The organism is Ruegeria sp. CDSC002, assembly GCF_059610905.1.
In genome coordinates, this window is record NZ_JBXWOM010000001.1 from 41,162 (window position 1) to 59,050 (window position 17,889).

Sequence of the window (17,889 nt, forward strand, 5' to 3'; positions counted from 1 at the left end):
CTGCTGATTTATCAAGCGGGCCGGTTTCTTTCGTTTTCATCCCTGAGACAAGTTGCTAAGCCCGCGCCAAGCGCAAGCATTTGCTGTCTTTAGGAGCCGACTGATGACGACAATCAAACTGCACAACACACGGACACGGGCGAAAGAAGATTTCGTTCCGATTAGTGCCGATAACGTGCGGATGTATGTCTGCGGACCCACGGTCTATGATCGCGCCCATCTGGGCAATGCGCGGCCCGTGGTGGTGTTTGACGTGCTCTATCGGTTGCTGCGCCATGTCTACGGGTCGGATCACGTGACCTATGTGCGCAATTTCACCGACGTGGATGATAAGATTAACGCAACCGCGCTGGCACGCCAGAAGGCGGGTGCTGAGGGCACGCTGGAGCAGTTGGTGCAGGAGCGGTCGGATGAAACCATCGGCTGGTATCTGCACGACATGGGCGCGTTGGGCGCGCTTGAGCCCGACGAAATGCCGCGTGCGACTCAGTACATCGCGCAAATGGTTGCGATGATTGAAGATTTGATCGCGAAGGGGCACGCCTACGCAGCCGAAGGGCACGTTCTGTTCGCAGTTGACAGCTGGAAGGAACACTACGGCGCTTTGTCTGGTCGATCGGTGGATGACATGATCGCCGGTGCCCGGGTTGAGGTTGCGCCATACAAGCGGAACCCGATGGATTTCGTGCTGTGGAAGCCCTCGACCGATGAATTGCCGGGGTGGGATAGCCCATGGGGTCGTGGTCGTCCGGGGTGGCACATCGAATGTTCGGCCATGAGCTATGAGCTGCTGGGCGAGAGCTTTGATATTCACGGTGGCGGAAACGACCTGATGTTCCCGCACCATGAAAACGAGATCGCCCAGAGCAAATGCGCCCATCCGCATGGTGAGTTCGCGCGCGTCTGGCTGCACAACGAGATGTTGCAGGTGGAAGGCAAGAAGATGTCCAAATCACTGGGCAACTTTTTCACGGTGCATGATCTTCTTGAGCAGGGCGTGCCGGGCGAGGTGATCCGGTTTGTCTTCCTGCAGACGCATTATCGCAAGCCGATGGACTGGACTGAGAAAAAGGCCCGTGAGGCTGAGGCGACGCTGCGCAAGTGGCGGGCGCTGACAGCGGGCATCGAGCCCGCCGCCAGCGCTGCACCCGCAGTCGTTGCTGCGCTAAGCGATGACTTGAACACGGCGGGTGCTTTGGCGGAGTTGCACCGTTTGGCGGCGGATGGTGATGCGGCCTCGTTGCTGGCGGGTGCTCAGCTACTTGGTCTGTTGTCGCAAGAAATGGGTGCTTGGGCTGATACGGCTTCGGTGGATCTTTCAGCTCATGCAGACAGATTGTCTGATGCGCGGGCGAGTGCAATGCAGAGCAAAGATTTCTCGGAAGTCGATCGCCTAAAGGCAGCTTACCTGGCCGCTGGTTTGGAAGTACGAATGAGCAAGAATGGCGTCGAACTGGTTCCGGGCACAGGGTTCGATGCGGCCAAGCTGGAGGGCGTATGATGACTAAAGAACGCCTCTACCTCTACGACACTACTCTGCGCGACGGGCAGCAGACACAGGGTGTGCAGTTCTCGACCGCTGAGAAAGTGCAGATCGCGCAGGCTCTGGATGAGTTGGGCGTAGATTATATCGAGGGCGGCTGGCCGGGTGCGAACCCGACGGATAGTGCGTTTTTCGATGCGGCTCCCAAGACGTCAGCCTGCTTGACAGCCTTTGGGATGACTAAGCGATCGGGCCGGTCGGCTGAGAATGACGATGTTCTAGCGGCGGTGATGAACGCGGGTACGCGGGCGGTCTGTCTGGTGGGTAAGTCGCACGATTACCACGTGACCCATGCGCTTGGCATCTCGCTTGAGGAGAATGTCGAGAACGTCCGTGCCTCTGTTGCACATATCGTAGCGCAGGGGCGCGAGGCGCTGTTTGATGCCGAGCATTTCTTTGATGGCTACAAGGACAATCCAACCTATGCGCTTGAGGTTTGCCGGGCCGCGATGGATGCCGGTGCGCGCTGGGTTGTTCTGTGCGACACCAATGGGGGCGCTTTGCCTGCGGAAGTGTCTCGGATCGTGTCCGAGATGGTCGCGGCGGGCCTGCCGGGGGACCGGCTGGGTATCCATACCCACAACGATACGGAAAACGCGTTGGCCTGTTCTTTGGCAGCTGTCGATGCGGGCGCGCGGCAGGTTCAGGGAACCTTGAACGGATTGGGAGAGCGTTGCGGAAATGCGAACCTGACCTCATTGATCCCGACGCTGCTGCTGAAAGAACCTTATGCATCGAACTTTGACATCGGCGTCAGTGTCGAGGCGCTGGCGGGTCTGACCCGCGTCAGCCGCATGCTGGACGAGATCCTGAACCGGGTGCCCAGCAAACAATCGGCCTATGTCGGGGCGTCCGCATTTGCGCACAAGGCTGGGCTGCATGCCAGCGCGATCCTTAAGGACCCGACGACCTATGAACATGTGGATCCGGCGTCGGTTGGGAACACACGGATCATTCCGATGTCGAACCAGGCGGGACAGTCGAACCTGCGCCAGCGCTTGATCGAGGCCGGTTTGTCGGTCGAATCCGGTGACCCGGCCTTGGGCCGTATCCTCGAGCGGATCAAGCTGCGCGAGGCAGAAGGTTATTCCTACGACACCGCGCAGGCCAGCTTTGAGCTTCTGGCGCGGGAAGAACTGGGTCAACTGCCTGAATTCTTTGAGGTAAAGCGGTACAAGGTCACCGTTGAGCGGCGCAAGAATAAGTACAACAAGATGGTCAGCTTGTCCGAGGCCGTTGTTGTGGTGAAGGTCGACGGCGAAAAGAAGCTGTCGGTCAGCGAGTCTCTGGATGGGTCCGGCGGTGACCGGGGTCCGGTGAATGCGCTGGCCAAGGCGCTGGCCAAGGATCTTGGACAGTATTCGCGGATTCTGGACGATATGCACCTGGTCGACTTTAAGGTGCGTATCACGCAGGGCGGCACCGAGGCTGTGACCCGCGTTATCATCGACAGTGAAGATGGGCAGGGTCGCCGGTGGTCCACCGTTGGCGTCAGCGCGAACATAGTCGATGCCTCGTTCGAGGCGCTGTTGGACGCGATCCAATGGAAACTGGTGCGTGATTGCGGCCCACAGTCGGCAGTCGCCGAGTGAGTGCGCCATTTGACGATGACGTCAAGGCCTGTGCCGCGCTGTTGCATCGGGCGGATCCCGACCGGTTCATGGCAGCCATGGCGGCCCCAGTTTCCGCACGGGCGGTGTTATTTCCGATCTATGCGCTGAACATCGAAGTCGCCCGGGCACCCTGGGTGACGCAAGAACCGATGATTGCCGAGATGCGCCTGCAATGGTGGCGTGATGCGTTGCAAGAAATTGCCGAAGGTCCAACCGTGCGTCGGCATGAGGTCGTCACACCGCTGTCGCGTGTCCTGTCCTCTCATCTTGCGTCGATGATGGACGAATATGTGGCCGTAAGGCGTTGGGATATTTATCGCGACCCGTTCGAGGACGAAGATCATTTCGACGCGTACATAAACCACAGCGCGGGCACGCTCACGGTGGTAGCGGCACAAGCGCTGGGGGCGGCGGATGAGGATGTCGTGCGGGACTTTGGCTATTCCGTTGGGGTAGCCAACTGGTTGCGCGCCATCCCGGACCTTGAAGCGCGCGGGCGAATTCCGCTGCTGGATGGCACGCCTGCGGGTGTTCAGCGTCTGGCCGAAAAAGCGTACGGGCGGTTGAAACGGGCCCGTACTCAGCGGCGCTCGGTTTCGGTAAAAGCCGCCGCTGCGCTGCATGCCGGTTGGCAAACCGAATTGGTTCTGAAGCAGGCCATAGCGCGCCCGGACAGGGTCGCTGCCGGTACACTCGGTCCGGGTGAAATCCGCCGCCGCCTGTCATTGATGGTGCAGGCGGCGACGGGGCGCTGGTAATTACTCCCAGCCGCCGGCGCGCATTTCGGCCGAGATTTTCAGTTGCACCAAGTCCGACGTTCCCGGGGCAAACATCCCGACGCCATACTCGCTGCGCAAAAGTTGGCCAGCGGCTTCGACAGCAACCCAGTCACCTTTGTAATAATCGAAAAATCCGGCCAGAGGGTGTTCGCCCATGAAGGTCAGGTCGATCTCAAGCGTTGCGGGCTTGGTCTGATCCTTGATTGTCAAATCTCCAATCATTTGCAGGGTGCTTGCACCGGTTTGCACCGCCGAGGTCGAGATGAATTTGATGTTTGGGTAAGCTTCGACATCGAAGAAGTCACCGCTTTTGAGGTGATCGTTGAGCGGCCCCCAACCGGTTTCGACACTTGAGGCGTCGATTGTGATATCCGCGCTGGTTGCGGTGACATTTTCGGGGTCAAACTCGACGGTGCCGGATACGGTGGTCCATTCGCCGGATTGTTCGGTCAGTCCCGCGTGGTTGTAGTAGAAACGGATTTCGGTGTGACTTTGATCAAAGTGATAAGTTTCGGCAAGGACTGGTGTGGCCAGTGCCAAGACGAGGGCAGATGCGGTAAACAGCTTCATGACATTTCTCTGATTTGCAGGGTTGATAATTAACATGTAAATGCATCTAAAATGATGAGCAAAGGAAAACCACAATCCTCGCGGAGGCGTGATGAGCGGATTTGAAGAACGAGAGGCGGCTTGGATCGCACTGAACCAGACACGCACCCGGATCTTTTCCCGGGCTGAGCGCGCGCTGGTGGCAGCCGGATATCCACGACTGCACTGGTATGATGTTCTTTGGGAGTTAGAGAGATCGCCGGACGGTCTGCGCCCCAAGCAACTAGAGCAGCAACTTCTGTTTGATCAGTCCAGCTTTTCTCGTCAGGTCGCACGGATGGCGGAAGACGGGTTGCTGACACGCCATGCTGCAGCTGGGGATGGGCGGGGGAAGGTTCTTCGCATTACAGACGAAGGCCGCACCCTGAGGCGGCTGATGTGGGATATCTACCGCAAGCACATTGATGAGGGGATCGCCGAGGCACAGAAATTAGGTGCCTTTGCACCGATACTGAACCTTAACGATTAGGCCGTTCGGGGCCGCATCGTCAGCCACAAAAGCGCGCCGCCCGCCAAAGTCAGAAGGGGGATCATCGCGACGTTCACCGCGGTCCAACCTTCGATTGGAGAACCGCCGGAACAGTTCATCAGCCCGCCGGAAGCCAGCGAGGCAAACGTGACGCCACCAAACACCAGCAGGTCGTTCAGCCCCTGCATGCGTCCGCGCTCGCTGACGTCATGCGATTCAGCCAACATGGTGGTTGCGCCGATAAAGCCAAAGTTCCAGCCGATGCCCAGCAGGATCAGCGCGACAAAGAAATTACCCAGTTCAACGCCCTGCAAAGCCACCACTCCGGCTGCGGCAAGAATGAGTAGGCCCAGTGCCACAATCCGTTCGACCCCAAAGCGTGCTATCAGCTGCCCGGTGAAAAAGCTGGGAATGTACATCGCCAACACGTGGCTGGTGACGACATCCGCCGCGTCATTGGCGCTGAACCCGCAGCCCACGACGGCCAGCGGTGTCGACGTCATCACAAGGTTCATCAGCGCGTAGGACACCATGGCGCAGATGATTGCAACCGCAATACGCGGCGTCTTCAGAAGCTCGATCCGGGACCGGCCTTTGGGGGCATCAGCCGCAGGTTTGGGCGGGGTCGGAATGTCGAGAAAGAAGAACAGGGCCGAGCCAATGACGTTCACCGCGATGACAGCGATATACGTACCGAGAAAAGGGATGACATACGCGGTCGAGGTCAGTTTGACGATCTGAGGCCCGATGATTGCCGCTGCCAGACCGCCCGCCATGACGTAGGAAATCGCTTTGGGACGGAAATCGTCCGATGCGGTGTCAGCGGCGGCAAAGCGGTAGAAACCGTGCGCGCTCATGTAGATGCCGGTCAGCAGGCTGCCAGCAAGAAACACTGGGAATGACCCCAGAAACAAGCCATATGCGCCGACAAGCCCGCCGCAAGCCCCTGCCGTTGCCCCCACCAGAAATCCAGCCCGGCGACCCCAGCGTTGCATAATGGCCGAGATCGGCGTCGCCGCCAGCATTGAGCCAAGGACGATCAATGATATGGGCAGAGTCGCCAGACAGGGATTGGTTGCCAATGACTGCCCGGCCAGCCCACCGACGATAAAGATCATCGGCATCTGTGCGCCAAGCAAGGCCTGCGCGGCCACCAGAACGGCGACATTCCGTTTGGCCTGACTGTTGTCGGAGGGGGTGGCGGTCATCGTCATGAGCACATGCGTAATGGCGAAAACGATTGTGCACAAGCGGGTTGCATCTGCGGCAAAGCAGCCTAACGTGCAGTCGATCATCGAGGCCGGAGAGCACATGTCCGTTGGACGGATCATAGAAACACCCGACTGTGTGGAAGAAGGCGCGACGTGGCTGGCCGAAAGCTGCCCGCGCATGGCCTATGCGATGGAACAGACCGGTCCGTTGCCCTTGCGCCGTCGCCCGGACGGGTTTGCGCAACTGCTTAGCGCCATAGTCAGTCAGCAGGTGAGTGTGGCCTCGGCCAATGCGATCTGGAACCGGTTGAAGGATGCGAAACTGACCGGCCCGCGCAAAATCATGTGGGCCACCGACGATGATCTGCGTGCAGTTGGGTTAAGCCGGCAAAAAATTCGCTACGCCCGCGCTTTGGCTGAGGCGCGCATTGACTACAAAGCCTTGCGGGACGTTTCAAACGATGACGTGGTGGCGATCCTGACCGAGGTGTCGGGTATTGGCGTCTGGACCGCCGAGATCTACGCCATGTTTTCGCTCGGCCGCGCTGACGTGATCGCGCCGGGCGATCTGGCGCTGCAAGAGGCTGCGCGCATCCTCTATGATTTGCCCGATCGACCGACCGACAAACAGCTGCGCCAGATGGCCGAGGCCTGGTCGCCCTGGCGGTCGGTTGCGGCGCGGGTTTTGTGGGCTTATTACCGGGTGGCAAAAGAACGAGAAGGGATCAGATGACACGGGTTTTGAATGCGCTCCGAAAAGAGCCGGTTTCGGGCGATACACGCTCGGTCGTGGTGTTCGTGCACGGCTATGGCGCCAACGGGGCCGATTTGCTGGGGTTGGCCGATCCGCTGGGGGAACATCTGCCCGACACGTTGTTTGTGTCACCCGATGCGCCGGAACAGATTCCCGGAATGCCCAACGGATATCAGTGGTTTCCGATCCCGTGGATTGACGGGTCGTCCGAAGAAGAAGCACGCCGTGGCATGGAAATGGCCGCCGACGATTTCAACGCCTTCCTGGATGCCCTGATGGTGGATGAAGATGTGCTGCCCGAACAGGTGGTTCTGTTTGGGTTCTCGCAAGGTACGATGATGAGCCTATACGTCGCGCCGCGCCGCGAAGACCCGGTGGCTGGGATTGTTGCGTTCTCTGGCCGGTTGTTGGAACCGGACCTGCTGCCCGACGAAACCGTCAGCCGAATGCCGATCCTTTTGGTGCATGGTGATGCCGACGATGTGGTTCCACCGCAATCTCTGCCCGAAGCTGCCGAAGCACTGCAGGCTGCAGATTTCAAAGAAGTATATGCGCATGTCATGAAAGGCACCGGCCACGGGATTGCCCCGGACGGTCTTAGCGTCGCGCTGGCCTTTATGCGCGACAAGCTGAGCCTGTAGCGATGATCGCGGTCCGTCCCATGATGCCTGAGGACGTGGCAGTTGCCTGCCAAATTCTCAACGAAATCATAGCCATCGGCGGGACGACCGCGTTTGAAACACCGTTTTCTGAGGCGCTGTTTGCCCAAGTCTACCTGAATGGTGCAGACAAAATCTGTTGCCACGTTGCCCTTGATGAACAGGGCGAGGTGGCCGGGTTTCAATGGCTTGGCACGAATGAGAACCTGCCGGAAGATTGCGCGGATATAGCGACTTTCACCCGGCGAGAGCCGGTGTTGAAAGGGGCAGGGCGGGCGTTGTTCTCTGAAACCGCGACCTATGCCGCGGCCCTTGGGTTCAGCGCGCTCAACGCGACGATCCGGGCCGACAACCGGCAGGGGCTTAGCTATTACGACAAGATGGGTTTCCGCGACTACTCGGTCACCTATGCTGTTTCACTGCAAGACGGAACGCCAGTCGACAGGATTTCGAAACGGTTTGAATTGAAGAAGGAAACGACATGCTGATTGTCACCGGAACGGTTGAAGTGTCGACAGATGGCGTCGGCCAAGCCATTGAGGCGGCACAGAAAATGGTCACCGAAACCGTGAAAGAGTCCGGCTGCTTGATCTATGAATTCAGCCAGATACTCGGGCAATCCAACAAGTTCCGCGTGTATGAAGAATGGCAGGATCAGGCCGCGCTCGAGGCGCATTTCGCTACCTCGCATATGGCCGAGTTTCAAGCTGTTCTGGGCGAAGTGGGCGTTGTTTCGAGCGACATCTACCGGATTGTCGGGGGAGAAAAGCAACCGCTGCGCTAGGGTCTCAGTTCCACAGGTGACCTTCAGCGAATTCTACCGAGTTGCCGGCGGGGTCCCGAACATACAGCGACCGTGCCCCGCTTGGCCAATCGAACTCGGCGTCTATGGGGATGTTCCACTCCAGCAGATGCTTGCGCATTTCGTCGATCTCTGTCCGCGATAAAGTCATGCAGACGTGACCGGGCCCGCGTGCGCCATGCGGCGGGACGGGAAGGTTCGGATTTTCCGGCGGCTTTGCCGTCTCATCTGCGTTGAACAGCAACAACACCGATCCGCCGACGCGGAAAAATGCATGCCGGTTCGCGACGCGTTGAATACACTCTAACGCCAGTATTTCACCATAGAATCGTTCGGCTGCGTCCAGGTCTCCGACGTAAAGCGCGGCCTCAAGGATCCCCTCTGGGGATGGTGTGCTTCGGGTGACTTTCATGCCTTAACCCTATCACAAAAGGACGTTTTTGTCACCTGCGCGGTCGGCGGTCCCGTTTACGTTGCGGCGCGGAATCCAATGTAGGGGCCGTCAAGCTGTCCCATTGACCGGGCTCCAACCCCTCTAGCGTATAGTCCCCGATCCGGGCGCGGATCAGGCGCAGGGTGGGATGACCGACCGTAGCCGTCATGCGTCGAACCTGCCGGTTGCGGCCTTCGCGCAGGGTCAGCTTAATCCAGTGATCTGGTATAGACTGGCGGACGCGGATAGGTGGGTTTCGTGGCCACAGGCCTTCGGGCTCATCCATCAACCGGGCCTTGGCCGGGCGCGTTTTTCCATCCTTCAGATCGACCCCGTCGCGCAGCGCTTTCAGGGCGGCAGCATCGGGCAAACCTTCCACCTGAACCCAATAGGTCTTGGGCATCTTGTGCTTGGGGTCCGATATTTGCGCCTGCAGCCGGCCGTTGTCAGTCAGCAGCATCAGGCCCTCGCTGTCGCGATCCAGCCGCCCAGCCGGATACACACCGGGCAGGTCGATGAAATCCGACAAAGTGCTGCGCGGCGTCTCTGCATTTGCGCGGTCGGTAAACTGCGGCAACACATCGAAGGGTTTGTTGAATCGTATGAACCAGCTCATGATCCCGCCATAGCCTGCCAGAGGCAGAGAACGCAACCTGTGGATAACTGTCACGTCTTTGTTACGGAGCAGGCATACTCAATACCCGAGATGTTGTGGAAACTCAGGGCTTGTCAGAGTTTTAACACGATATATAGTTGAGTTAAGGCCGGGGCGGGTGTTCCCCGCTCTGGTGTCAATAACGGGCAGAGCAGAGCGAGGAGCGATTCCGATATGGACGGAGAATTCAGGACCGAATTTGTCAGGGAACCGGGTGCCCTAAAGCACCATCCGGCATTGGTTTTGAACGCCGATTATCGCCCCTTATCCTATTACCCACTGTCCCTGTGGCCCTGGCAAGAAGCGATCAAGGCGGCCTGGCTGGACAGGGTGGATATCGTGGCCGAATACGACGAGGTCGTCCGAAGCCCCAGTACCGAGATCCGAATACCGTCGGTCGTTGTCCTCAAAGACTATGTAAAACCCAGAAAGCGCGTGGCCTTCACGCGCTTTAATTTATTTTTAAGGGACGAGTTCCGCTGCCAGTATTGTGGAAGCCGGGACAACCTGACCTTTGACCATGTTGTTCCGCGGGCTGCCGGGGGTGTGACCAGTTGGCAGAACGTTGTGGCGGCGTGCAGCCCCTGCAACCTGAGGAAGGGATCGAAGTCGCTGCGGCAGGCGGGCATGTCGCTGCGCAAACCGCCGCGTCAGCCAGATGCCGAGGCGCTGCGAAACATCGGGCGCAAGTTCCCCCCGAACCACCTGCATGACAGCTGGATCGACTTTCTGTATTGGGATGCCGAACTGGACGCGTAGTAAAGTTTATTTTGCGCGGAACGCGGCCAACCAGACTAAAACCAGACCAGCCGATAACACAGCGTTCCACCCGGCCATCGACAGGCCGAACATCTCCCACGGGATATCATCACAGCGCACAAGCGGCGCGGACATGATCTGATCCATAAGCTCCTCAGCGGACAATCCGCCAATATCGCCCGACGTGCAGCTGGTTGGACCTTCCCACCATTTCTGCTCGACGCCTGCGTGGTACATGCCAATCCCGGCAGTCACCATCGCGGCAACCGCACCCAAAAGCGGCAGGGGGCGAATGCCTGGAAAGGCAAAGGCCAACACGCCAATCAGAACAGCCGCGCCGTGGGGATAGCGTTGCCAGATGCACATTTTGCACGGGGTCATACCGCCCAGGTGTTGAAACGCCCACGCGCCCAGCAAGAGTGCAGCAGAACCGCCAGCCGCTATCAGGATCAACAGTTTTTTGCGTGTCATAAGAACTTCACCGCTAAGAACCCACCGAACAGCAGGATGACAAACAGAGTGAACATAAGCCCCAGACGCTTTTCGATGAAGTTGCGAATGGGTTCACCAAAGCCCCAAAGCAGCCCGGCAACAACAAAGAACCTGAGCGCGCGGGCCAGAATCGACGTGGCGATGAATGTGCCCAGCGGCATGCCCGTCCAACCGGACATGATGGTGATTACCTTATACGGGAATGGGGTAATCCCTGCGCCCAGCACGGCCCAGAATCCGAAGTCGTTGAACTTGGTGTTGAACTCTTCCATGGCATGCGCTTTGCCCATGGATTCGAGGATGGGTTGGCCGATGCTTTCATAGAAGAACGCGCCGATCGCATAACCCAGCATGCCTCCCAGCACCGACGCCACCAGGGCGACCGTCGCGATCAGCCAGGCGCGCGACGGGCGCGCAAGAATCATGGGAATCATCAGAACGTCCGGGGGAATCGGAAAGAACGAGCTTTCGACAAATGCCACAATGGCCAGAGCCCAAAGCGCGTGCGGGTGTTCGGCCAGACGAATGGTCCAGTCATAGAGCGATCGCAACATCAGATGCTAAAATCCCGTTCTCTTGTTGCGTCAGCCAAACCATGCGCCTGATGGGTCGTCAACCGTGCCTGAAGAAAACAAACTGAATATCGGTTGTTTTTTGCCTCTGGACCTTCCCGATTATGAGCGCTAATCCAGTGTTCGTGGCCCAAGTGGCGGAATGGTAGACGCAGGGGATTCAAAATCCCCCGTCCTAACGGACGTGCCGGTTCGAGTCCGGCCTTGGGTACCAAGGTAAAAACAGAGAGTTAGGGGAACCTGCTCTCTGTTTTTTCTTTTTTGGCATTTCGAATGCTCATGTTGCCACTTTTGGTCCGGTACCGAAAATGTCGGGGTTTTGACGGTCGTTGGAAAGCTTGGCGACAATCTAAGTTCCGGATTGCGCGCAGCTTTTTCGGGCAAGTTTTCCGGCAAACTCAGGAAAAAGCGAACAAACTAGGGTTGTTCATGCCGAATCCATTCCCAGTTTCTGCGCTCATTTACTGCGTCGCAGGATCAGCCACGCCAGAAACCCAACATAGGCGAAAACGCTTAGGTTCAGTGCGGTGTCGATCAGTTGGCCACTCATGATCGGTCCTCCTGCGCCAGACGTTTGAACAGACAGACAACAAGAATTGGCACGATAAACACGAAGGCGATGGCTGACAGCGCTATGATGGACCTGACCAGAGAGATATCGCCCACCAGAATCATCGCCATCCCTAACGCGCCAAGGATAATGCCCCAAATCGTACGAATTCGGGGGGAGGGGTTGTCGTCGCCTCCGGTCCCTATCATCGCAAGGGTGAACCCGGCGCTGACGACGCTGGTAACCACGAACAGGAACGCGGCCAGGATTGTTGCTATTCTTGTGATGCCATCTAGCGGGAAGCGCTCAAGCAACGCAAATGTTGTTGCGTCAAGGTTCTCTGCGTTGACGGCTGATAAGGCTCCGTCCTGACGCAAAGCATCGAAAAAACCCAAGCCGCCAAAAACGCCGAACCACAGGATAGAGAAAAGTGTAGGGGTGACGACGACTCCGATCAGAAACTCTCGGATCGTGCGTCCGCGGGAAATCCGGGCGATGAAAATGCCCACGAAGGGTGACCAAGCCAGCCACCAGATCATATAGTTCAGCGTCCATCCGTGGAACCAGTCGACCAACAGGTCGTCGAAGAACTCAGCCGTAGAGAAGCCTGCTGGTAGGACACCGAACAGATAGCGTCCGAATCCCGAAACGATGCCATCCATCAGATAAGATGTGGGACCCAGCACCAGAAGATAGACCATCATCCCGACGGCGATCAGCATTGCTGCGTTGGACAGCAGGGCCATTCCGTCTCCCAGATCGCGACGCAACGGTATGATGAATGCAATACAAAGCGCGGCAAAAACGGGCAGCGTCAGCACGCTTGGGGTTTCTATACCCAATAGGCCTGCCAATCCGGTTTGGATCTGAAATACCCCCATTGCCATTGAGCCCGCCAACCCGACGGCAATTGCGACGATCGAGAGCAAGTCGAAAACCCACCCCAGCGCTTTTGTCCATCCTGTTTCGCCAAGTGCGTCGGTGACTGGGGCACTCAGTAACAAAGTGCGATTTCGGCGATAGGCAAAATAGGCGATGACCAATCCGACGATTCCGTAAATCGCCCAGGCGTGGAACCCCCAGTTCAAGTAGGTCACGAACATCGCATAACTGGCCGCTTCTGCGTCGCTATTGTATTGACGCAGCACTTCGTAGTGGGTCAGCGGCTCGGCTGCGCCATAGAACAGTAGACCGACACCCATTCCTGCGGCGAATAACATCGCGATCCATGCGGTCGTTGAAAACTCTGGTTCGGCTGTGTCAGGGCCAAGGCGGATATCTCCAAATCTTGACAGGGCCAGAAAGAGGACCACAAACAAAAGCCCGCTGACCTCAAGCATGATGAACCAGCCGCGGCTGTTGAATTGCGTCTCAACCGCCGATGCAGCAATGCGACCCAGGCCTTGCGGGTCAACAATGCCCCAGATTGCGATGGCCGCACTAAGGGCTAGGGCGATCACAAGCATCGGACTGGGTGATTTGCCGTCCACTGTCCAGAACCCTTCCGCGTAAATTCATGAAACATCGGGTCGTTTGGCCAAGCCTAGGTTGCGGAATCCAAACTTTCAAAGTGTTTTTGGATATTTAGCTGGCGCGGTTTTTCATGATCCGACCCAGTGATGCCGATCTGTGCGAAACCGCCCCGTTAAAGGGGGAAACTTTCGGAAATCTCCTCACATCTGCGGATCGGGGCCTTCATACCCCGCGCAGGGGTTGACAAGCGGAGTGTCTGAATGAAACGTCAAAGGCGTTGGGAGACTTTTAAATTTCAGATGCTTGACCCGTTGCAAGACGGGTTCGCTTGCCGTACCGGCAAGGTCCCTGGATGGGGGCCGCTGAACTGTCTCTCATCCACAATAAGAGTTGGGAGTTCTCAAAAATGAAAAATAGCAGCAAGCTTAGCCTGGGCGCGGTCGTTACCGCAGCTCTTATGGCTCCGGCCGCTTATGCAGAAGAGTTTATCACCATTGGTACCGGCGGTGTGACCGGCGTGTACTATCCGACTGGTGGCGCGATCTGCCGTCTGGTGAACAAAGGCCGTAAAGAGCACGGCGTGCGTTGCTCGGTCGAGTCGACCGGTGGTTCCGTCTACAACATCAACACCATTCGCGAAGGCGAGTTGGAGTTTGGTGTCGCCCAGTCCGACTGGCAGTACCACGCCTATAACGGCAGCTCGAAATTCGAAGAGGCTGGCCCCTTCGAAAACCTGCGCGCCGTCTTCTCGGTACACCCCGAACCGTTCACCGTTGTTGCACGTGCCGATTCCGGCATCACCAACTTCGAGGACCTGAAGGGCAAGCGCGTCAACATCGGTAACCCCGGTTCCGGTCAGCGCGGCACGATGGAAGTCCTGCTGGGCGAAATGGGTTGGACCACCGACGATTTCGAGCTGGCGACCGAGCTGAAAGCGGCTGAACAGTCGGCGGCTCTGTGTGACAACCAGATCGACGCTATGGTTTACACCGTCGGTCACCCGTCGGGCTCGATCCAGGAAGCGACTACAGCCTGTGACTCGGTTCTGGTGAACGTCAGCGGCGACGCCGTCAGCAAGCTGGTAGACGACAACTCGTTCTACCGTACCGCAACAATCCCCGGTGGCATGTACCGTGGTTCGGATGGCGACACCTCGACCTTTGGTGTGGGCGCGACGTTCGTGACCTCGGCAGACGTGTCAGATGACGCGGTTTATGCGGTTGTCAGCTCGGTCTTCGAGAACTTCGACGATTTCAAAAAGCTGCACCCTGCATTTGCCAACCTCAAGCCCGAAGAGATGATTGCAGATGGCCTGTCGGCTCCACTGCATCCGGGTGCTGAGAAGTACTATAAAGAAAAAGGCTGGGTTCAGTAAGCCAGACCTAAAGCAGGGTGCCCAACGGGCACCCTGCGACCCAAACCCGAACAAATCGGGTGGATCAGAAGGCCAAAAATGGCCGCGACGGGGAGACATTTCATGAGTTCCGACACACAATCCAATCGTCCGCTATCCGAAGAAGAGCTACAGGACCTTGTAGCCTCATCCGATGCGGGTGGACGTAATCCGGTCGGTAATGTCGGGATATTCCTGGCCGTGGTAGCCGCGATCTGGTCGATCTTTCAGGTCGTCCTGGCCTCGCCTCTGGCAAACTATGTACTGCCCGGCAGCGTTGTGAACAACGCGCGGCAGTTTCACCTGGCCTTTGCGTTGTTTCTGGCCTTTGCAGCCTATCCGGCACTGAAATCAAGCCCGCGCAACTATATCCCGGTTCAGGATTGGATTATGGGGCTGCTGGGCGCGTTTGTCGCGCTGTATGGTTATTTCTTTTACAACAAGATCGTCGATGCAGGCGGTCTTGCGGATGACACCGACAAATGGGTCGCCCTGGTTGGTCTGCTGTTGTTGTTCGAGGCCGCGCGTCGTGCGCTTGGCCCCGCAATGGCGATCATTGCGACGATCTTTCTGGTATATGTGTTTTTCGGATCCTCTGATTGGGTTCCCGAGGTTATTCGCTGGAAAGGCGCAAGCCTGAAAAAGGCGATGAGCCATATGTGGATCACGTCCGAGGGCGTGTTTGGCATCGCGCTTGGGGTTTCGACCAAATTCGTTTTCCTGTTCGTTCTGTTCGGGGCCTTGCTGGATAAGGCCGGGGCAGGGAACTACTTTATCAAGATGGCTTTCGGTGCCTTGGGGCACCTGCGTGGTGGTCCTGCCAAGGCGGCCGTCGTGGGTTCGGCCGCGACCGGCCTGATCTCGGGTTCGTCCATCGCCAACGTTGTGACAACGGGTACATTCACCATACCGCTGATGAAGCGTGTTGGGTTCAGCAGCGAACAAGCCGGATCGGTCGAGGTTGCCTCATCCGTGAACGGGCAAATCATGCCCCCGGTGATGGGGGCCGCGGCCTTCCTGATGGTCGAATATGTGGGCATCTCATATGTCGAGGTGATCACCCACGCCTTCCTGCCTGCCGCGATTTCCTACATCGCGCTGGTCTACATCGTGCACCTTGAGGCTGTGAAGCGGAACATGCCCACGCTGGGCGACCGCGACGTAAAGCTGGCGCGCACAGTTGTCGGTATGTTGTCCTTCTTCCTTGTCTTTGCCGGGCTGTGCTACGGTTCTCAATTCCCGGTCGAAGCGGTGACAAACTGGGTGCCGTCATCGGCTGGGCTGGTCCTCAGCCTGATCATCTGTGCCATCTATGTGGCACTGCTGTATCTGGCCGCTCAGGTGCCGGATCTTGAGCCGGACGATCCAAACGCCAAAGAAGTGACCTTGCCGGTCATTGCCGACATCTACAAAGCTGGGCTGCACTACCTGTTGCCGATTATCGTGCTGGTCTACTTCTTGATGATCGAGCAGAAGTCACCGGGTCTGTCGGCTTTCTGGGCCACGACGCTTCTCTTCGTGATCCTGCTGACGCAGAAGCCGCTCAAGGCGATATTCCGCGGGCAAAGCAACGTCTACAACACGTTCATTGATGGTGTCGCTGACCTTTGGCAGGGCATGATCGACGGCGCGCGGAACATGATTGGAATCGCGCTGGCAACGGCAACAGCCGGCGTCATCGTGGGCACTGTGACGCTGACTGGTGTCGGACAAGTGATGGCCGACCTGGTTGAGTTCCTGTCAGGCGGCAACCTGATCCTGATGCTGATTATGGTCGGCCTGCTGAGCCTGATCCTGGGCATGGGCCTGCCGACCACCGCAAACTATATTGTGGTCAGTTCGCTGATGGCTGGTGTGGTTGTTGAGCTGGGTGCGCAAAGCGGACTTATCGTTCCGTTGATCGCAGTGCACCTGTTCGTCTTTTACTTTGGGATCATGGCTGACGTGACCCCGCCGGTTGGATTGGCGAGCTTTGCGGCCGCTGCAGTATCCGGTGGTGACGCAATCAAAACCGGTTTCATTGCGTTCTTTTACAGCCTGCGCACCGTGGCCTTGCCGTTCGTGTTCATCTTCAACACGGACCTGCTGCTGATCGATGTGACGTGGGTCGAAGGCATAACCGTGGCGATATTTGCGACAATCGCCATCCTCGTCTTCACAGCCGGCACAATGGGTTACTTCCTGACCCGCAGCCGCATCTATGAAAGCATCGCGCTGATCCTTGTGGCGTTCGCGCTGTTCAGGCCCGACTTCTTCATGAACCGCATCGCGCCGCCGTTTACCTCGGTCGAGCCTGCTGCGTTTGTGGAGACCATCGGCGAAACACCTCCGGGTACCGAGGTGCGCATGGTCATCAGCGGGCCAGACTTTGACACGCTTGAGATGACGGACACGACGGTTGTTGTTCCCGTTGGCAGCGAAGAGGGCGGGCAAGCGCGTGTCGACGCGATGGGCTTGCTGCTGCTTGAAGAAGACGGGTTGGTCAAACTCGAAGAGCCATTGTTCGGGACACCTGTCGCGGATGACTTGGATATCTTCGACTACTACGGGGATGAGGCAGTGCGCCTGACGTCGGTCAGCTTGCCGGCTAGCCAGCCACCGAAACAGTTGATCTACATTCCGGCAATGCTCTTGCTGGGACTGATCGCTTTCCTTCAGCGCGGCCGCGCCGCCAGACAAGAGGTGACCGCATGACAAACGCTGTTCTCTGTGCCGTCGATATCAGCAACGGCGATCTTGATACGCATGTCCTGAAGAAAGCTGCGAAGCTGGCCGATCAGGAAGGTGCTCAACTGGATGTGGTGACGGTCCTGCCGGATTTCGGAGAAAGTTGGGTGTCTGGCTTTTTCGAAAGTGATTTTCACGACAAGGCGCTGGAAGAGGCACATACCAAACTGGCCGAGATGTGTGTGTCCACACTGGGGGCGGATCGGAATGAAAAGATCCGCCACGTGGTCGCGACGGGTACTGCCTATCAGGAAATCCTGAAAACTGCGGACAGTGCTGGTAGCGATCTGATCGTGATCGGTGCGCACAAACCCGACCTGAAAGATTACCTGCTGGGTCCGAATGCTGCACGGGTCGTGCGGCATTCAGACGTCTCTGTCTACGTGGTGCGCTAAG

The 17,889-nt window shown here is 57.8% G+C and carries 19 protein-coding genes and 1 tRNA gene; 13 read left to right on the forward strand and 7 right to left on the reverse strand.

Annotation, left to right across the window (positions count from 1 at the left end; all coding sequences use genetic code 11):
- Positions 1 to 103: 103 nt before the first annotated feature.
- The 3 genes from cysS to AC2FJE_RS00220 are packed head-to-tail and all read left to right on the forward strand — an operon-like array spanning position 104 to position 3,914.
- The gene (cysS, locus tag AC2FJE_RS00210; protein WP_496754157.1) at positions 104 to 1,501 is read left to right on the forward strand and encodes a cysteine--tRNA ligase; all 1,398 of its coding nucleotides are present in this window, start codon (positions 104 to 106) and stop codon (positions 1,499 to 1,501) included.
- Complete coding sequence (gene cimA / locus AC2FJE_RS00215) at positions 1,501 to 3,135, forward strand: citramalate synthase (protein ID WP_496754155.1); 1,635 nt, start codon at positions 1,501 to 1,503, stop codon at positions 3,133 to 3,135. The genes cysS and cimA overlap by 1 nt, the downstream gene beginning before the upstream one ends.
- Positions 3,132 to 3,914: a squalene/phytoene synthase family protein gene (locus AC2FJE_RS00220; RefSeq protein ID WP_496754153.1), complete on the forward strand. Its 783-nt coding sequence runs from the start codon at positions 3,132 to 3,134 to the stop codon at positions 3,912 to 3,914. The genes cimA and AC2FJE_RS00220 overlap by 4 nt, the downstream gene beginning before the upstream one ends.
- Here the strand turns inward: AC2FJE_RS00220 and AC2FJE_RS00225 are convergent, their stop codons facing one another.
- Positions 3,915 to 4,505: a YceI family protein gene (locus AC2FJE_RS00225; RefSeq protein ID WP_496754151.1), complete on the reverse strand. Its 591-nt coding sequence runs from the start codon at positions 4,503 to 4,505 to the stop codon at positions 3,915 to 3,917.
- Between the two features lie 91 nt (positions 4,506 to 4,596).
- On the opposite strand from AC2FJE_RS00225, the gene AC2FJE_RS00230 reads away from it, so the two are divergent.
- The gene (locus AC2FJE_RS00230; protein ID WP_496754149.1) at positions 4,597 to 5,013 is read left to right on the forward strand and encodes a MarR family winged helix-turn-helix transcriptional regulator; all 417 of its coding nucleotides are present in this window, start codon (positions 4,597 to 4,599) and stop codon (positions 5,011 to 5,013) included.
- Here the strand turns inward: AC2FJE_RS00230 and AC2FJE_RS00235 are convergent.
- On the reverse strand, positions 5,010 to 6,227 hold the full coding sequence (locus AC2FJE_RS00235) for an MFS transporter (RefSeq protein WP_058278017.1): 1,218 nt from the start codon (positions 6,225 to 6,227) through the stop codon (positions 5,010 to 5,012). The genes AC2FJE_RS00230 and AC2FJE_RS00235 overlap by 4 nt on opposite strands.
- A 97-nt stretch (positions 6,228 to 6,324) precedes the next feature.
- On the opposite strand from AC2FJE_RS00235, the gene AC2FJE_RS00240 reads away from it, so the two are divergent.
- From AC2FJE_RS00240 to AC2FJE_RS00255, 4 genes are read left to right on the forward strand one after another with little or no spacing between them, the layout of a single operon-like run.
- Positions 6,325 to 6,957 (forward strand): DNA-3-methyladenine glycosylase family protein, encoded by a 633-nt coding sequence (locus tag AC2FJE_RS00240; protein WP_282151577.1) that lies wholly within the window; start codon positions 6,325 to 6,327, stop codon positions 6,955 to 6,957.
- Positions 6,954 to 7,619: an alpha/beta hydrolase gene (locus tag AC2FJE_RS00245; RefSeq protein ID WP_058271726.1), complete on the forward strand. Its 666-nt coding sequence runs from the start codon at positions 6,954 to 6,956 to the stop codon at positions 7,617 to 7,619. The genes AC2FJE_RS00240 and AC2FJE_RS00245 overlap by 4 nt, the downstream gene beginning before the upstream one ends.
- A gap of 2 nt (positions 7,620 to 7,621) precedes the next feature.
- Positions 7,622 to 8,125, forward strand: a complete 504-nt coding sequence (locus AC2FJE_RS00250) for a GNAT family N-acetyltransferase (protein ID WP_496754146.1) — start codon at positions 7,622 to 7,624, stop codon at positions 8,123 to 8,125.
- Complete coding sequence (locus AC2FJE_RS00255) at positions 8,119 to 8,421, forward strand: putative quinol monooxygenase (RefSeq protein ID WP_496760329.1); 303 nt, start codon at positions 8,119 to 8,121, stop codon at positions 8,419 to 8,421. Before AC2FJE_RS00250 ends, AC2FJE_RS00255 begins: the two co-directional genes overlap by 7 nt.
- A 4-nt stretch (positions 8,422 to 8,425) precedes the next feature.
- Here the strand turns inward: AC2FJE_RS00255 and AC2FJE_RS00260 are convergent, their stop codons facing one another.
- Both AC2FJE_RS00260 and AC2FJE_RS00265 read right to left on the reverse strand, forming a co-directional pair.
- Complete coding sequence (locus AC2FJE_RS00260; protein ID WP_496754142.1) at positions 8,426 to 8,851, reverse strand: VOC family protein; 426 nt, start codon at positions 8,849 to 8,851, stop codon at positions 8,426 to 8,428.
- Positions 8,852 to 8,882: 31 nt separating this feature from the next.
- Positions 8,883 to 9,488: a pseudouridine synthase gene (locus AC2FJE_RS00265; protein ID WP_496760332.1), complete on the reverse strand. Its 606-nt coding sequence runs from the start codon at positions 9,486 to 9,488 to the stop codon at positions 8,883 to 8,885.
- A 213-nt stretch (positions 9,489 to 9,701) separates the two neighbouring features.
- On the opposite strand from AC2FJE_RS00265, the gene AC2FJE_RS00270 reads away from it, so the two are divergent.
- Positions 9,702 to 10,286: an HNH endonuclease gene (locus AC2FJE_RS00270; protein ID WP_058278012.1), complete on the forward strand. Its 585-nt coding sequence runs from the start codon at positions 9,702 to 9,704 to the stop codon at positions 10,284 to 10,286.
- Between the two features lie 6 nt (positions 10,287 to 10,292).
- On the opposite strand, the gene AC2FJE_RS00275 is transcribed toward AC2FJE_RS00270, so the two are convergent.
- Both AC2FJE_RS00275 and AC2FJE_RS00280 read right to left on the reverse strand, forming a co-directional pair.
- Positions 10,293 to 10,757 (reverse strand): disulfide bond formation protein B, encoded by a 465-nt coding sequence (locus AC2FJE_RS00275; protein WP_496760334.1) that lies wholly within the window; start codon positions 10,755 to 10,757, stop codon positions 10,293 to 10,295.
- Positions 10,754 to 11,332, reverse strand: coding sequence for a YqaA family protein (locus tag AC2FJE_RS00280; RefSeq protein ID WP_058278010.1), 579 nt, complete (start codon positions 11,330 to 11,332; stop codon positions 10,754 to 10,756). The genes AC2FJE_RS00275 and AC2FJE_RS00280 overlap by 4 nt, the downstream gene beginning before the upstream one ends.
- 146 nt (positions 11,333 to 11,478) lie before the next feature.
- Between AC2FJE_RS00280 and AC2FJE_RS00285 the strand changes: the two genes are divergently transcribed.
- Positions 11,479 to 11,564, forward strand: a tRNA-Leu gene (locus AC2FJE_RS00285).
- Between the two features lie 332 nt (positions 11,565 to 11,896).
- Here the strand turns inward: AC2FJE_RS00285 and AC2FJE_RS00290 are convergent.
- Positions 11,897 to 13,390, reverse strand: coding sequence for a BCCT family transporter (locus AC2FJE_RS00290; protein ID WP_496760336.1), 1,494 nt, complete (start codon positions 13,388 to 13,390; stop codon positions 11,897 to 11,899).
- A 389-nt stretch (positions 13,391 to 13,779) separates the two neighbouring features.
- On the opposite strand from AC2FJE_RS00290, the gene AC2FJE_RS00295 reads away from it, so the two are divergent.
- The 3 genes from AC2FJE_RS00295 to AC2FJE_RS00305 all read left to right on the forward strand — a co-directional run bounded on the left by AC2FJE_RS00295 (position 13,780) and on the right by AC2FJE_RS00305 (position 17,888).
- Positions 13,780 to 14,748, forward strand: coding sequence for a TAXI family TRAP transporter solute-binding subunit (locus tag AC2FJE_RS00295; protein WP_058271718.1), 969 nt, complete (start codon positions 13,780 to 13,782; stop codon positions 14,746 to 14,748).
- 102 nt (positions 14,749 to 14,850) lie between these two features.
- Positions 14,851 to 17,460, forward strand: a complete 2,610-nt coding sequence (locus AC2FJE_RS00300; RefSeq protein ID WP_472723826.1) for a TRAP transporter permease — start codon at positions 14,851 to 14,853, stop codon at positions 17,458 to 17,460.
- A complete protein-coding gene (locus tag AC2FJE_RS00305) occupies positions 17,457 to 17,888 on the forward strand; it encodes a universal stress protein (protein WP_058271716.1) in 432 nt (143 codons plus the stop codon). Before AC2FJE_RS00300 ends, AC2FJE_RS00305 begins: the two co-directional genes overlap by 4 nt.
- Position 17,889 lies beyond the last annotated feature (1 nt).